The organism is Aeromicrobium sp. PFPM2_SD2, from assembly GCF_057364525.1.
This window is the reverse complement of sequence record NZ_JBNFNZ010000014.1, coordinates 1-15,968: the sequence shown is the minus strand read 5'-3', so window position 1 is coordinate 15,968 and position 15,968 is coordinate 1. Positions and strand designations below refer to the sequence as shown.

9 protein-coding genes, 1 tRNA gene and 1 pseudogene are annotated in these 15,968 nt (G+C 65.5%); all 11 read right to left on the bottom strand.

Going from position 1 to position 15,968, the window contains the following annotated elements; genetic code table 11:
* Nucleotides 1-198: hypothetical protein (locus AC2W7G_RS02115; protein ID WP_485866979.1), on the bottom strand; the 198-nt coding region annotated here is incomplete at its 3' end.
* Nucleotides 195-1,171, bottom strand: a pseudogene (locus tag AC2W7G_RS02110) (phosphotransferase). The gene AC2W7G_RS02115 and the pseudogene AC2W7G_RS02110, both read right to left, overlap by 4 nt.
* Nucleotides 1,172-1,304: 133 nt before the next feature.
* Nucleotides 1,305-1,766 (bottom strand): ABC transporter substrate-binding protein, encoded by a 462-nt coding sequence (locus AC2W7G_RS02105; protein WP_485866978.1) that lies wholly within the window; start codon nucleotides 1,764-1,766, stop codon nucleotides 1,305-1,307.
* 338 nt (nucleotides 1,767-2,104) lie between these two features.
* Entirely contained in the window at nucleotides 2,105-2,914 is an 810-nt protein-coding gene (locus AC2W7G_RS02100) for a hypothetical protein (RefSeq protein WP_485866977.1), read from the bottom strand.
* Between the two features lie 266 nt (nucleotides 2,915-3,180).
* The gene (locus tag AC2W7G_RS02095) at nucleotides 3,181-6,111 is read right to left on the bottom strand and encodes a type I restriction endonuclease subunit R (protein ID WP_485866976.1); all 2,931 of its coding nucleotides are present in this window, start codon (nucleotides 6,109-6,111) and stop codon (nucleotides 3,181-3,183) included.
* A 2-nt stretch (nucleotides 6,112-6,113) separates the two neighbouring features.
* Nucleotides 6,114-7,511: a restriction endonuclease subunit S domain-containing protein gene (locus AC2W7G_RS02090; RefSeq protein WP_485866975.1), complete on the bottom strand. Its 1,398-nt coding sequence runs from the start codon at nucleotides 7,509-7,511 to the stop codon at nucleotides 6,114-6,116.
* Complete coding sequence (locus AC2W7G_RS02085; protein ID WP_485866974.1) at nucleotides 7,508-9,367, bottom strand: DUF262 domain-containing protein; 1,860 nt, start codon at nucleotides 9,365-9,367, stop codon at nucleotides 7,508-7,510. Before AC2W7G_RS02085 ends, AC2W7G_RS02090 begins: the two co-directional genes overlap by 4 nt.
* Nucleotides 9,364-11,298: a type I restriction-modification system subunit M gene (locus tag AC2W7G_RS02080; RefSeq protein ID WP_485866973.1), complete on the bottom strand. Its 1,935-nt coding sequence runs from the start codon at nucleotides 11,296-11,298 to the stop codon at nucleotides 9,364-9,366. Before AC2W7G_RS02080 ends, AC2W7G_RS02085 begins: the two co-directional genes overlap by 4 nt.
* Nucleotides 11,299-11,506: 208 nt before the next feature.
* Nucleotides 11,507-11,583: transfer RNA gene (locus tag AC2W7G_RS02075), tRNA-Met, on the bottom strand.
* Nucleotides 11,584-11,771: 188 nt separating this feature from the next.
* Nucleotides 11,772-12,458 carry an alpha/beta hydrolase family protein gene (locus AC2W7G_RS02070; protein WP_485866972.1) on the bottom strand — a complete coding sequence of 229 codons (687 nt, stop codon included), beginning with the start codon at nucleotides 12,456-12,458 and terminating at the stop codon, nucleotides 11,772-11,774.
* Between the two features lie 358 nt (nucleotides 12,459-12,816).
* Nucleotides 12,817-15,675 carry a UPF0182 family membrane protein gene (locus AC2W7G_RS02065; protein ID WP_485866971.1) on the bottom strand — a complete coding sequence of 953 codons (2,859 nt, stop codon included), beginning with the start codon at nucleotides 15,673-15,675 and terminating at the stop codon, nucleotides 12,817-12,819.
* Between the last annotated feature and the right edge of the window lie 293 nt (nucleotides 15,676-15,968).

Below are 15,968 nucleotides of genomic sequence, written 5' to 3'. Positions count from 1 at the left end.
GGACGCCGCCCCGTCGCCGGCCGCGCGCACCAGGACGTCCCGCTCGGCGTCGGGCTCCAGCCATCGTCCGGCGTCCAGGGCCGGGCTCGTGACGGACAGGTCGACGACGGCGGGCGTGAGGTCGTCGGGCAGCAGGCGTCCGAGCCGTGCTGGACGCTGCTCGACGCCGGCGGCGGCCGCGGCCACCAGCACGGTCATCTCGTCCAGGTCGAAGGACGTGGCCAGGCGGAAACGCGCGCCACTCGCGCGCGGTGCGCTCGGCGGCGTAGTCGCTTGCCCGCGTTCGATCGCCAGCTGCTCGGCCGCGCACTCGTCACCAGCACGGCGCAGCGCAGCACGACGAGCGGCCACAGCGCGGCGACCTCGGCCCGCTCCAGCGGCACCTGCTCCGCGAAGGCGCGGACGGCGGCGAGCGACGTCAGCGGGTCGTCGCACCCGTTGGCCAGGACGCCGGTGATCGCCACGGCGAGCTCGGCGACCCGCCAGCTCACCATGAGGTCGCCCAGGTCGATGACGCCGACCTGCCCGTCGTCGTCGAGCACGAGGTTGTCGTCGGTGACGTCGCCGTGGACCACCTGCAGCGGCAGCCCGCTCGACACCGCGGCGACCCGGGCGACCGCGTCGACGGTGACGTTCGCGACCTGGGCGCGCAGGCTGTCGGGCACGTGGTGCAGCAGGCCGCGGACGACGTCGGGCGCGGCGCGCAGGTCCCACTGCGTCGTCCGCACGGTGCCCGCGTGCTCGAAGCCGGCGAGCGCGGCGACGATGCGTCCGGCGGTCTCGCCGAGCAGGCGCGCCTCGGCGTCGCCGAAGCTCGGGACGTCCATGAGCGGCGTCCCTCGACGTAGGTCAGCAGCCGCGCGTGCAGCGTCACCCCGCCGATCTCGACCGGCTCGACGGTGCGTCCGTCGACGCTCTCGACCGGGCGCGGCGCGCGCAGCCCGGCGTCGGCGAGCACGGCCATGGACGCGTTCTGCGCCTCCAGCTCGGCCACGTCCGTCGCGGCGTTGGCGACCTTGAGCACGTGCCCGCCACCGACGCGGAAGTTGCGGTCCTGGTTGCTGCCGAGCTCGACGACCTCCCCTGCGACGCCCCAGCGCTCCTGCGCGACCCGCGCCGCGTCCTCGTGCGACACCTCAGGGCGCGCCAAGCCGCCCAGCTCGTCCGTCATGGCTCTCCCTCAAGCACGTCCGCCCCCCGGCCCAGCGAGCGTAGTGCGCCCGCGTGGGCAGGGCTCGTCACAACGCCCCTGCGTGTCACCGGGACGACGTTCCTCGAAACCGTCGAGATCAGCGCCGAGCCTCTCAGGCGTCCGCCGACGCCAGATCGATGGCGTAGGGCTGCCACGGCGCGACGGTCGTGATGCACGGCACCGAGTTGGCCTCGCACTGCTCGGAGACCGGGTTGGCGATGTCGGGCGTGCCGGACGTGATGACCACGTCGGCGCCGTCGTCGTTGATCAGCTCGGTCGTCACCTCGGCGGCGCGGGTCGAGTCGCTGCGGGCGTCCGTGACGACGATCTTGACGTCGTACTCGTCGCCGTCGACCTCGAGCGGGTTCTCGTCGAACCACGTCTTCATCTCGTCGACCACGAACGCGTTCGCCTCGCCGAACGGGGCCAGGGCGCCCGTCTCGGTCGACACGAAGCCGATCGTCAGCTCGTTCTCTCCCCCGGAGACCCCCTCGCCACCGATATCGCCGGAGCAGGCCGCGAGACCGGTCGTCAGGATGACGCCCGCGACCGCGATGGACAGCTTCGTCCTCATGGTTCCTCCTTGACCAGGGCCGCGTCCGTCACGGCCGAGCGGGCGCACGCACGCTCAGCCCGATGGTGGGACGCCCCTGTGACGGCGGTCACTCGCTCGGCCCGTTCTGGACCGAATCGCGAACCCCTGGCCGAAGGACGCAGGTGGGTAAGGCCGCTGGAGCGCCGGGAGCCGTCGGTGTGCCCGAGTCACGAACTCCGCCCCGTCGGCGGCTCAAGCGTCGCGACCAGCCGCTGGGGACAAGGACACGCGGAAAGCGACCTTTCGCGCTCCTGGCTCGCCGTCATCCCTCCGACGAGCGTCGCGAAACGCTGGCGAGCCAATTCAAGGCACAACCGTCAAGCAGGCCGCCGGCGCGCCGAAGGGATCAGCCCGAAAAATACTCCAGCAAAGAGTAGCGACAAGTCCAACGCAGGCTGGATGAAAGATCGCATTCTTGGATACTCGAGGCGATAGATGAGATCGAAGTTATCCGTCGCGCTGTACGTCTCCCCGAGATCCCAAACCCGTGTATTGACGCTGCCTCGGTCCGGATCAGGAAACGTCTCGTCGACTTGCGCCTGCCCGGGTAATGTCAACACGACCTCAGCTTTTTGGCGCAACGAGTATTTAAGGCCCGCCTGTTCCATTTCTGCGTCGGGCATGAGAGAAGCCTCGAAGCGGGCCCCGCCCTGCGCCTTCCCGATCCCGTAATTGAGCCACGAACCGTCCGCAAATTCCGCTCGAAGGTCGAAGGTCAATTGCTCGACCTTGCCGATGGCGGGAATCTTGCAGACAAAAAGTACAGATCCGTCGGACGCGGTCGAAATGTCAACTGATGCAGTTCGAACCGCGGAACGGTCAGACCACGAAGCGCACGTTTCGCCGTCGGCCATGAGCTCGCTGTGCTGTGGATGCCATGTGCCACCTGCCGGGGCGGCCATGACTATGGTGAGCGGTTTGTCTATGTTGATTTCCCACATCGAAGGTGCACTCACTAGAACCAGCACAGCACGCATTCGCGTCGATTCACCAGGCGCAATCTTGATACTCCACTCGACATCAGGCGCGTGGGCGTAGGTGTTCAAGAGCCTGTATTGCATGGCGACCGTCGAATCGACGTCTCCGAAAACGCCGATGCGGTTTTCCTGGAGGATCCCGTCCTTCACGGAAGGCTGCGACGACTCGGAAAACCGGACGGCGCCTGAACCTAACGTAAGAAATAGCGCCACCGCTCCGCATGCAAATGCCCGCCGGTAGCAAACGACCCAGCGCCAACCCTTACAGGTACCCCGCCGCATCACTGCGATACGCTTCAGAAACCATAGCCTCGAGATGTGAACGACCCTGCGTAGAGTGACGCGCCGATTCATGCGTTGGAAGCGTGACTCGGCCGCACTGGTCGCACACGGCTTAACTCGTGGGTTCGCACGATCTACGCCGACTTCTTGTAGGTCGATTGGAAGACTGCGTCGGAGAGCCATCGGCGAAAGCCCTCGTTGTCGCTGAATTGCTTGAAGAGTTCTGTGTCGTCTTTGAGGACCGCCATCATGACGCGACTAAGGGCACGGTCATGTTCGACTCGTGCGTTGGCGGGATCGTTGTTGTTCTGCGCGTTCTGGTAGGCCTCGTCCTCGGCGACCTTGCGCGGAATCTCTTCTGAGATGAGGCGCTGCACGCGGTCGGCGTCGGTCCACTCGATGTTGCCAAACTGGTCGTTGAAGGACTGAAGGATGCTCGAGAGGCGCTCGAGCTCGGGGTCCGTTACATGGCCGCCGCCAGCAGCCGGCACCGGATCGAGCTCGCCCTCGTCGTCGGCGAGCGCGATCTTCATCGACTCTCGCTTCTCGACTCGGTAGGACTCCATGTCGATGGTCTCGAGGATGCCTGCGGACAGGTCGTCCTCACGCGGCGCCGGCAACTTCGGGATCAGGTGGTCGAGGAAGATGGACAGCTTCTCCCACCCCGGATTGCCGAACGGCAGCACGGTGGAGAGGAAGTTGTACGTGCGAGTGAACGCCTTGGCGAGACCCTTGAAGGCGACCTGGTCGTCTTCATCAGGCATCTCGACATACTCGGCGACGCAGGCGTCGAGCAGGGGGTCGAGCTGGTCGCGTTCGATGCCTCCGAGGTACAGGCTGGCGAAGTTGTCGACGGTCTCCGGGGCGTATATGCCATAGCCGTTGAGCTCGTTGACCAGGTCGTGGAGCTTGTTCGGGTCCGTCTCCTGGCTGAGCACCGTGGTCCGGTAGTACGGCGCGAACGCTCGCTCGATGTCCTCGGCGGTGTTGGCGAAGTCGAGGACGAAGGCGTCGTGTTTCGCAGGGTGTGCGCGGTTGAGCCGCGACAGCGTCTGCACCGCTTTGACGCTCGACAGGGTCTTGTCGACGTACATGGTGTGCAGGAGCGGCTCGTCGTAGCCGGTCTGGAACTTGTCGGCGCAGACCAGGATTCGGTATGGGTCCTCTTGGATCTGGTCGGCGATGTCCTTGCTGGAGAAGCCGTTGAGGCTAGCCTCGGTGACCTCGATGCCCTTGTACTCGTGCTCGCCGGAGAACGCGACTATCGCCTTGTAGGGGCTCTTGCGCTCGGCGAGGTAGGCGCTGATGGCGTGGAAGAACTCGATGCAGCGCGGGATCGTGCTGGTCACGACCATCGCGCGGGCCTGGCCGCCGATCTTGTGCTTGGCGATGACCTGGCTGTGGAAGTGGTCGACCATGATCTCGGCCTTGAGTCGGATCGCGTGCTCGTTGCCCTCGACGAAGGCGCGCAGCTTCTTGGAGGCCCGCTTGGTGTCGAACTCGGGATCGTCCTCGATGGTCTTCACCAACTTGTAGTAGCTGGGGACCGGAGTGAAGTTCTCGAGAACGTCGATGATGAACCGCTCTTGCGTGGCCTGCTTCATCGTGTAGCTGTGGAAGGGCCGGTAGCCGGTGCCGCCCTCGTGCGGGAATGACTCGCCGAACATCTGCAGCGTCTTGTTCTTCGGAGTGGCCGTGAACGCGAAGTAGCTCGCGTTCGGCAGCAACTTCTTGGACTCGATGATCCGATTGATCGTGTCCTCGGCCGTCTCGTCCTCCTCGGCTGCACCGCCAGCGGCGAGCGCCATCGAGACCGCCGCCGCGGCCTTGCCGCCCTGGCTGGAGTGGGCCTCATCGATGATGATCGCGAATGTGCGGTCGCGGTGATCCTTGCCGATGTCGTCAAGGATGTAGGGGAACTTCTGGACCGTCGTGATGATGATCTTGCGCCCGGCCTCGATCGCCTTGCGCAGGTCACCGGAGCGGTCAGCATGTACGACGGTCGAACCGACCTGCATGAAGGACTTGATGGTCTCCTTCAGCTGGCTGTCGAGGATGACCCGGTCCGTCACGACGATGACGGAAGCGAAGGCGTTGCCGCCATCGTGCTTGGCCTCGGTGAGCTGATGCGCCAGCCAAGCGATCGAGTTCGACTTGCCGCTACCCGCCGAGTGTTGGATCAGGTAGCGCCAGCCAGCACCATGCCCTTCGACATCAGCGAGAAGCTTCCGTACGACGTCGAGTTGGTGGTAGCGAGGGAAGATCTGGCTGGATGACTTCTTGCCAGTGCGCGGGTTCTTGGTGGTGACGATCTGAGCGTAGTTCTCGACAATATCGGCCAAACTGGCAGGGGCGAGGATCTGGCGCCACAAGTAGTCGGTCTTGAGACCTTTAGGGTTGGGCGGGTTGCCGGCGCCGTCGTTCCAGCCCTTGTCGAAGGGCAGGAACCACGACTGCTTGCCCTTGAGGTGGGTGCAGAACCGGACCTGCTGGTCGTCGAGAGCGAAGTGCGCAATGCAGCGACCGAACTGGAAGAGCAGTTCGCGCGGGTCGCGATCGCGCTTGTACTGTTCGACGGCGTCGTCAAACGTCTGCTTCGTGATGTTGTTCTTCAGCTCGAAGGTAAAGACCGGCAGACCGTTGACGAACGCGACCAGGTCCAACGACCGACCGGTGTCGGTGACGCTGTAATGCACCTGGCGGGTGACGGTGAAGCGGTTCGCCGCGAACAGCTCGGTCGCCTTGGCGTTGCCTGGGGTCGGATTCGGGAAGAAGAAGTCGATGTGGTGCTGCCGGTGATCCACACCCTTGCGCAGCACGTGAACGACGCCGCTGCGCGTGATCTCACCCTGGAGTCGCGAGAGGAACTCGTGCCGCGTCGAGGTCGCCTCTCTCAGCGACAGCGCCTCAACCAGGTCCGGCTGGGTGGCCTCGATGAACGTCGTGAGCTGAGGCAGGTCGATCGCGTAACCCGGCTCGTAGTCGGCTGCCGCTCCTTGCTTCCAGCCGGCCTCCACCATCTGGCGGACGATCAGTGTCTCGAGGCTTTCCTCATTCAAGCGCATCGTCAGACCTCACTCATCTCGAAGACCTCATCTAGATCAAGCCCGTCGATCACTTCTAACGCTGTGCCTGACAGTGCGCCCGTGCCTCCCGACAATGACTTCGCTACATCACGCACGTCCACCTGCCCGGTCACCACGTCGGCCACCAATCTGGTACGGAACTCTTGCATGAGCGTGAGTTCGCGCTCCGCCATAGCCATGGCAATATCAAGGGGACGCACTTCGCGCTCGATCGCGGCTACAACCCTTCGCTGTACGCCCACCGGCGGGGTCACAATGGTGAGAGATTTAACGTCCTCCACGTTGATGCGTCGGAATGTCGATCCAACGAGAAGCAGTTCTAACTGCGCCCGCATGGCATCTGACCGCAGGAAGTAGTTGAGGAAGACCGGATCGTTCCCAGGCGACCGCAGAAGGCAGACATCCTGCCCCATAGCAAACTGCTCATCCGTATCCACGACAGTGGCATTTCCGACCCCTACATTTCGGCAGTAGATCAGGTCCCCGCGCTGTGGCTTACGGCCGCCCGCGATCAGTTGGTCGTAGTTCGATAGGTCAGTCCGTCGAGCGTCCGACAGATCGAGGTAGAAGCGCTGAGCCTGGCTGACGCTGGCCAGCGGAATGCCGTCATCGACGAAGGGCACAGTCAAGTGTTTACAGTCGGTGACCGTCCAATAGCGCTTCAGTGGAGAGACATCCCATCCGGCTGGGATCTCTGGAAGCCATGCGATGCCGGTCTGTTGCATCGGCCCGTCATCAACGCCCCGCGTCACCATCTCACTCGAAATCGCGCGCTGCTGTTCGCCCAATAGAGTGATGAGGCGGCGCTTGGCGGCGATGACCTTGTCGATGCGCGCGTTGGCGTGGTCGAGATATTTGACGATGGCTGCCTGCTCGTCGACCGGCGGGACCAGACACGGCATGCGCTTGAGATCTGGCCAGCCGAGCTGCTGCCTCAGCCCACTGCCCATCCCGTAGATGCGCTTCGTCGAGTCCACGGCCGTGAGATAGAGGTAGGCGTAGTCGGTGGTCCACGGCTGCTTGGAGCGGAGGCCGATATACGCGGAGGTGATAATGCCGCGGTCACGCACCCGCCCGACGCGGATGCTCCTCTGGTCGTTCTGAAGGTCCGTCGGCCGGATGACGATGTCCCCCGGCTCGAGGACCTGATACCCCTCGTAGGAGTCGGGCACAAGGCCACGCTGCTTTTCGACCGGCTTGACGACGACCCGGCCGTAGCTGAGGGACAGCACCTGAGATTCGGTGAGGCCCGTGTTGCGTGCCTTGTTCTCGGTGATCACCGCAATTCCAGGCACGACTTGCCAGTGCGCCGGAACGGCGGTGGACCAGAACTCGTCTGGCCGCGTCGCCTCGTACTTTGAGAGCCCCGTAAACATCACGCCTCCCCCTCAGCGACAGCAAGCAGATCATCGGGGTTCCAGATCTGCTTGGCGATCGCCCGGTAGAGATTGCCGCGTTCGACCACATCCGCCGCCTTGAACTCGTCGTACGCCTTGAAAGGGAGACCGCTCGCCCTAGTGAAGGCGAGCAAGCCCGGGTTCTTCTCATAGCTCAGCGGGTTGAGGCTGGCCGCGAGGAGGTTCTGGCTGAAGTAGTGCGGAAGCTTCTTGTCGTACGGGTCGTCGTTGTAGCTGGCGTTGAACTGCTTGGGCAGCAGGAGCAGGTCGCCGATGCGGTTGCGGTGGCGTGCGAAGTCAGCCTCGTGGCTGAACTCGTCGGTGTGACGCTCGGGATGGTCCGCCCAGATGTGCTCGACCTCGTACTTCACTCCGGTGCCGTTGGTCAGCTCGACGTAGTTGGACGCCTGTCCCGAGGCGACGGTGATGTAGTCGGTGATCCGGGCCAAGATCTTGTGGAGCTGACCTCGGTTCTGCTGATGGACGTAGAGATCGTCGTTGCTGTCGAACGTCTCGGGAACGCTGCTGAGATGTTCCTGCAGGGCCTTTGCGAGGTCTGGCACCTCGAGGCTCCGGATGTCGCGCATGACGTTGAACATGGCGTACTGCATGGTCGAGTAGTCGGTCGCCCGGAAGTTCCAAATCCGCCAAGCCAGCAGGATGTCGGCGAAGCGCCCGACGAGCTCGAACTTGCGCTCGATCGTAGCCTGATCGTCGGTGACGCGGAGGGGCGCCAGGAGCAGTTGGTCCTGGAGCGTGAACCGATGATCGGCGTTGTAGCGGAGGAACCGCAACGGGCTGGCCGCGTCGAAGGCGCCTTGCGTGGCGTCGATGATTCGCTCGTACTGGCGGCTGTAGAAGCCGAAGTCGCCCATCACGAAGTCGTAGTACGCCTGGCGGCTGGTCAGGCCGACGCGCTCGTGGTCGCCGCGCAGCCATCGGTGGAACTCTGTGCCGATGCGGTCCCAGTCTTCCGGGCGGGCATCCTTCTTGCGCTCGCGGATCTTGGTGGAGTATTGGCTTCGCAGCCAGGTCTTGAGGAAATCGGAGCTCGCTTCATCCGCCTTCTCCTCGAGCTCTCGCAGCCGCTTGCGCCACAGCTCATTCGCTTTGATGCGGGGGCTGCCGTCGTCGATGTTGGCGAGCAGGTAGCCCTTGAGCATGTCGGCCGGAGTGAGCTTGAGCCCACGGTCGTTCATGGTCTCGAAGATCGCGTACGCGTCGTCATCGGCGTACGCGGTGATCTGGACGAGCTGGACGCGATCCTTGAGCCAGTCGATGAAGAACGGCAGTGCCGCCTCGCGGAGTTCGGCAGGGAAGAGCCCATCGAGCTCCTCGTAGCGGGCGACGAGAGTATGGACCGACTCGGGATCATCGGACTTCGGGTCGTAGCTGCCGTCCTCGAAGAGAGCGCTCATACAGTCGTTGCGGTCGGCGACGTCGAGGTTGAAGGACTTCTCGCCGAACTTCTCGGAGAAGATCAGGGGGTCGACGTCGACCTTGTCGGGTCGGTCCTGCTGCAGCCGGCGCAGGAACGTCAGCAGCAGAGTCAGGCTGGTCAGGCGTTGCTGGCCGTCGACCACGAACGGCTCGCTGCCCTTTTGCGAGATGATGATCGACCCGAGGTAATAACCCGGGTACCTCGCAACATCCTTGCGCGCATGGTCCGGCTCGTAGAGGTCGAGGAACTTCGTGGTGAGGTCGGCGACGAGCTCCGCCATCTGCTTCGACTCCCACTTGTACTCACGCTGGTAGTAGTCGATGGAGTACTTCTGGTTCGCCAGGACCCCAGCCACGGTCTTAGCGACACCGTCGATGCTGCGCTCTACGTCGCTCACTGTGCTCCTCCCGCGATCTCGGAGATGAGGTCCTCAGTCTCGGCTTCGAGAGCAAGGATGTCGGCCTGGATCTCGGCGAGCGTCCGCATCGGCGCCGGCTTGTAAAAGTGACGGGTGAAGGAGATCTCGTAGCCGATCTTGGTCTTCGTCTCGTCGATCCAGGCGTCGGGTGCGTAGGGAAGCACCTCGCGGCGGAAGAAGGCCTCGATGCCGTCGGCGTACTCACCCGCCGGCTCGTTCAGAGGCACCTGCTCGGAGTCACGGAGCTCGGTGTCGGGCTCGTACTGGACGACGCGAGTCTTGCCGTCGACCACCGCATCGAACAGGCCGCGAAGGGGATCCGGCTGGGCGGAGGGCGGCAGGACCTTCTTGATGATGGGCGGGGCGTTCTCGTCGCGCTTTCCATCCTCCTTCAGCTTCTTGATCTCCGCGGTCTTGTACACCCGGCCTTCGTCAGCGCCCGCGATCCGCAGCGGCCGCTCGACCACGATCTTGGCGTAGCCGAAGTCACGATTGTCGAAGATCTTGGAGTGGTCCGGGTCATCGGCCTGGTCGAACGCAAGGAAGGTCTTGAGGACGCGATCGCTGTTGGATTCGCTCAGCTCGACGGCCTTCTCGCCGAGGTTCTTCCGCAGCGGGGTGTACCACTCGGTGGCATCGATGAGTTGCACCTTGCCCTTGCGACGCTCCTCCTTGCGGTTGCTCAGCACCCACACGTACGTCGCGATGCCGGTGTTGTAGAACATCTTGAGCGGCAATGCCACGATCGCCTCGAGCCAGTCATTCTCGATGACCCACCGGCGGATGTTGCTCTCGCCTTGGCCAGCGTCTCCGGTGAACAATGACGACCCGTTGTGGACCTCGGCGATGCGGCTGCCCAGGGCGGTGTTGTGCTTCATCTTCGAGATGAGGTTGGCGAGGAACATCATCTGGCCGTCGCTGCTGCGGGTGACCAGCGAATACTCGACGTCGCCGGCGTGCTCAACCACGAAGCGCGGGTCGCGAACGTTCTTGGCGCCACCCATCCGTTCCTGGTCGGTCTTCCAACTCTTGCCGTAGGGCGGATTGGAGAGCATGAAGTCGAACTCGCGACTCGCGAACGCATCGTTTGACAGCGTCGACCACTCGGGGCCTCCAACGACGTTATCGGCTGCCTCGCCCTCCCCCTTGAGGATCAGGTCCGCCTTGGCGATGGCGTAGGTCTCGGCGTTGATCTCTTGGCCGAACAGATGGGTCTTGACCTTGTGACCGCGGTCTGAGGTGAGCTGCTGGAGCGTCTCCTCAGCGACAGTGAGCATGCCGCCGGTGCCCATCGCTCCGTCGTAGAGCAGGTAGCTGCCGGACTGGATTTTGTCGGCGATCGGCTCGAACATCAGCCGCGTCATAAGCCGCACGGCGTCGCGGGGAGTCCAGTGTTCCCCGGCCTCCTCGTTGTTCTCCTCGTTGAAGCGTCGGACGAGCTCCTCGAAGACGGTGCCCATGCCGTGGTTGTCGAGGCCACGGGGTGAGAGGTCGAGGCTGGGGTCAAGGAACTTTTCGATGAGCGTGCCGAGCGCGTCCGCCTTGGTCAGGCGGGGGATCTGGTTGCGGAACTCGAAGTTGTCGAGGATCTCCTGCACGTTCGGCGAGAAGCCGTCGAGGTACGCCTCGAAATCGAGCTTGAGGCGGGCCGCGCTGCTGACCGAGCGCAGGTCGCGAAGGGTGAAACCGGAGGTGTTGTAGAAGTCCTGGCCAGCCGCCTGGCGCAGCGCGGCGTCCCGGTTGACGATGCCGGCCGCGGTGAGCGCCCTGTTGGTCTCGACTACGTTGTCACGAGTCGGTTCCAATACGCTGTCCAGCCGGCGGAGAACCGTGAAGGGCAGAATGACGTCTCGGTATTTTCCACGTACGTAGAGATCGCGCAGAACATCGTCAGCGATGGCCCAGATCAACGCGACGATCCGACTGTGACTTCCGATGTTCAAGGTCTGCGTCTCTCCATCCCAGATTCGGTGCGCTCGCGAGGCCACCATAAACGTCGAACGCTTCCGAACCGGTCACATCACGGGATTCAAGTTGCAGCCCAGTACGCAACCCCGACGTCCAGACTCGCGGACATAGCGAAGGCCCTTCCGAATCTCTCCGGAAGGGCCTTCGTGGTGGTAGCGGGGACAGGATTTGAACCTGTGACCTCTGGGTTATGAGCCCAGCGAGCTACCGAGCTGCTCCACCCCGCGTCGCTGAGGACAACGTTAGCAGGGGGTGTCCGGAGACCCAAATCGGGGTGGTGTGAGGCCAGCGACAGGCACGGGAAGGCGACGCTACAGGCCTTGCGAATCTTCCCTCGACAAGCTCAGGAGCGGACGTCACGTCGCTTCGGCAGACCTAGGGACCGGGCGACACCCGCGGATTAAAAGTCCGCGGCTCAGGTGAGCTCGCGGTCGAGGAAGCGGACGGTTCTCGCCATGGCGTCGGGGAACTGGGGGCCGAAGGCGTGACCCTCGCCCTCGTACCAGCGCAGGCGCAGGTCGACGCCGGCCTGCTGGGCGGCGCGCTCGGTGGCGCGGGCCCAGGACGGTGGGCAGCTGTCGTCGAGGGTGCCGTGGTGCATCAGCACCGGCTCGGTGATGCGGCCCAGGTGCGGGCGGGAGGACGCGCGCAGGTAGGCGTCCGGCGCCTCGTCCGGGGTGCCCCAGCGACGCTCGGCGTAGCTCCAGAAGCCCGAGCCGCCGTCGCTGTACTGGCGCCACTGGTCGGCCTCCAGGCTCGAGACGCCCGAGAAGATCACGCCGGCGCCGACGAGGCCCGGCGCCATCTCCAGCGCCTGCAGCACCACGCCCCCGCCCATCGAACGGCCGGCCAGCGCGATGCGGTCGTCGTCGACCGGGACGTCCGTCGTGTCGCGCAGCGCGTTCACCGCGTTGATCGCGTCCACCGCGTAGCCGTGCCGGAAGCCGGCGAACAGGCGCGGGTCGTCGTCCGAGCCCGCATGGTTGCGCAGGTCCACGTGCAGCGCGATGTAGCCCTTGTCGGCCAGGTAGCCGCGCTCGCGGGTCATCCCCTGGCCCTGCTCGTAGACCGCCGGGTCGATGTAGCCGTGGACGAGCACCACCGCCGGGAAGGGGCCGCGGCCGCGCGGGACGTTCAGGACGCCCGAGATCGTCAGGCCCTCGCTGCGAAAGGTGACGTTGCGGGACGTGTAGGTGGCCTGGCGCTCCCGGACGCGTCGAGGCGCAGGTCGCCACCGGTGAAGCGCTTGTCGAAGTAGGCGGTCAGGTCAGGGTTCGAGGTGTCGACGGGTTCGGCGGGCGTGGGCGACGGGCTGGGGCTCTCTTCGACAGGCTCAGGCAGCGTGGACGTCCGCGAGCTCGTCGGCCCGCCCTCCGGCCCCGACTCTCCCGTGCACGCGGAAAGGCCGAGGGCGAGCGCCATGGCTGCTGCCACGACGCCCGCCCTCGTCCCCATGAGCGCTACTGCCCCTGCACCGCGTCCCGGGCCCGGGTGACCAGACGACCGACGTTGTCGATGCGGCGCTGGTACTCGGCCAGGTCGCCGCCCTCGAGCGCCCGCTGCGCCGCCGCGTACTCGCGCGACGCCTGGTCCAGCAGCTGGCTGGCCGTCGCGTCCGCGCCCGGTGTCGCCGGCGTCTCGCCGCTGGTCCCGCCGTCGCCGCCGTCATCGCCGTCGCCACCGGGGATGTCGTCCGGGTTGGTGTCACCCGGGTCGCTCGCCTCCAGGCCCAACGCACCGCGCAACGCCTGGTCCAGCGTCTGGCCGAAGCCGACGCCGTCACCGAACGACGCGATGACGAACTGCAGCACCGGGTACGAGCCCTCGGCGTTGGAGCGCTGGATGTAGACCGGCTGCACGTACAGCAGGCCGTCGCCGACCGGCAGCGTCAGCAGGTTGCCGCGACGGATCGTGGCCTCCTGCGACTGCTCGAACGGCAGCAGCGCCTGGGTGACGCCCGGGTCGGTCTGGAAGTCGTTCGCCACCTGGCTCGGACCGGGGATCTGCGTCTCGCTCGGGAGCTGCAGGATCGTCATCTTCCCGTAGTCCTCGGTGTCCGTGGTCTCGGAGTTCACCGACACGAACGCCGCCAGGTTCTGCCGGTTGTTCGGCAGGAACACGCTGGTCAGCGAGAACCGCGGGTCGGGCTGGTTCGGGTTGCTCGTCGTCAGGTAGTACGGCGGCTGCTTGGTGATCTTGTTCGTCGGGTCCTCGGACGTCTTCCAGCGCTCGCCGTCCTCGTAGAACGTCGACTGGTTGGTCACGTGGTAGCGCGTCAGCACGTCACGCTGCACCTTGAACAGGTCCACCGGGTAGCGCAGGTGCTGCAGCAGCTCGTCGCTGATCGCCGACTTCGGCTTCACCGTGTCGGGGAAGACCTTCATCCACGTCTTGAGGATCGGGTCCTTGTCGTCCCACGCGTACAGGTCGACCGTGCCGTCGTAGGCGTCGACGACCGCCTTGACCGAGTTGCGCATGTAGTTGATCTCGTCGGTCGGCAGCACCGCCTGCGCACCCCGCTGGGTGAGCGAGTCGGTGGTCGCCTCCTCCAGCGAGCGGTGCTGGCTGTACGGGTACTGGTTGGACGTCGTGTACGCGTCCACCACCCACACGATGCGACCGTCGACGACCGCCGGGTAGGCGTCGCCGTCGGCGGTCAGCCACGGCGCCACCTTCGCGACGCGGTCGCGCGGGTTGCGGTCGTAGAGGATCTTGGAGTTCTCGTTCACGCGGCTCGACAGCACGATGTTGGGCTCGCCGAACTTGAACGCGTACAGCACCTTGTTGAACAGGTTGCCGACGTTCACGCCGTCCTTGCCGTCGTACTCGTTGGCCGTGACGTTCTCCTCGCCCTCCTCCTGCTGGCCGCCGCCGCGCGGGATGTCGACCTCGATCGGGTTGGCGCCCTCGGGACGTCCGACGATCGAGTACGACGGGGAGTTCTCGCCGAAGTAGATGCGCGGCTGCTGGATGTCGAACTCGCCGCTGGAGGGGATGTCCTTCTCCACCCACACCGGCTCGCCGTTCGCGCCGCGCTGGTTGCCGCGCGCCGCCACGACGCCGTAGCCGTGGGTGTAGACGGTGTGGTCGTTGGCCCAGTTGCGCTGGGTGTCCTGCAGGCCGTTCAGGTCGACCTCGCGCGCGGCGATGATGACGTCGCTGGCGGTCTGGTCGTCGCCGAGCTTGTAGCGGTCGACGTCGAGCGTGTCGGGCATCGTGTAGTAGCCGCGCACCTGCTGCAGCTGCTCGAACGCCGGCGACACGAGCGTCGGGTCGATGAGCCGCGCGGACGTGCGCGACTCGGCCGTCTGGGTGAGCTCCTGGGCCGACAGGTCGGTCTTGGCCGTGTAGTTCGTGACCTCGGTGTCGGCCACGTCGTACGCGTCGCGCGTCGCCTCGATGTTGCGCGCGATGTACGGCCCCTCCTTGTCCGGCTGCGACGGACGCACCTGGAAGGACTGCATGATCGCCGGCCAGATGCCGCCGATGAGGATGGACGTCACGAGCAGCAGTCCCAGGCTCAGGACGGGCAGCGTCCACGAGCGGATGACGATCGTGGCGAAGAACAGGATCGCGCAGACGATGGCCACGGCGATGAGGATGTTCTTGCTCGGGATGCGCGCGTGGACGTCGGTGAAGCCGGCGCCGTCGACGTAGCCCGAGCCGTTGATGACCAGGTCGTAGCGGTCGAGGTAGTACGAGCCGGCGCGCAGCAGGATGCCGACGCCGAACAGCACGGCCAGGTGCACCTGCGCGGCGCGCGAGAACTTCGTGCCGCGGCCGGCCAGCTTGATGCCGCCGTAGACGTAGTGGACGAACGCCACCAGCAGCACGGTGACGACGATCAGCGCGAACGCGTAGCTCAGCAGGAAGCGGAACCACGGGTAGTCGAAGACGTAGAAGCCCACGTCCTTGCCGAACTGCGGGTCCTTCTCGCCGAAGCTGCCGCCCTTGCGCCACATCTGGAACGTGTCCCACTGCCCCGCCGCGACCGAGCCGGCGAAGGCGACCAGGACGACGGTGAGCACCGCGAGAACGGGCTTGAGGATCGGGGTCAGCGCGGCGCGGTAGCGCGTGGCCGGGTCGTCACGCCGGACGCTGACGAACTCGGGGCGCGTGCGGTAGGCCAGGACGACGTTGACCAGGACGAACAGGCCGAACAGCAGGCCGAGCACCGCGAACAGCAGGATGCGGGTGCCGAGCACCGTCCGGAAGACGTCGGAGTAGCCGATCGACTTGAACCACAGGCGGTCGGTCCAGACGCTGGTGAAGACCGAGCCCAGGATCAGCAGGGCCGCGAGCGTGATCAAGGTGGGCACGAGGGCACGCCGGCGGGTGTTGCCGGGACGCGGTCCGCGTGGCTGTTGACGGGGGGTACCGAACAGGTCGCTCACAGTTCTCCTGGGTCAGGGGTCACGCAGTGCCTAGTCTGCCAGTGTGTCCCGCAGGGCACGGGTCAGGTTGGGCACGAGGTCGGGTCCTTCGAGCAGCTCGTCGTCGGCCGGCGGACGCCCGCGGACGCCGGTGTGCGACTGCGTCGCGGGTCACCGCGGCGACGATGCGCACGTCGCGCCGGTCGGGGTGCGCGGCGGCGTAGGCCTCCAGCGCCGCG

Coding starts and splice junctions, on each gene's coding strand:
- AC2W7G_RS02105 (WP_485866978.1), bottom strand. CDS start 1,766: ATGAGGACGAAGCTGTCCATCGCGGTCGCGGGCGTCATCCTGACGACC.
- AC2W7G_RS02095 (WP_485866976.1), bottom strand. CDS start 6,111: ATGCGCTTGAATGAGGAAAGCCTCGAGACACTGATCGTCCGCCAGATG.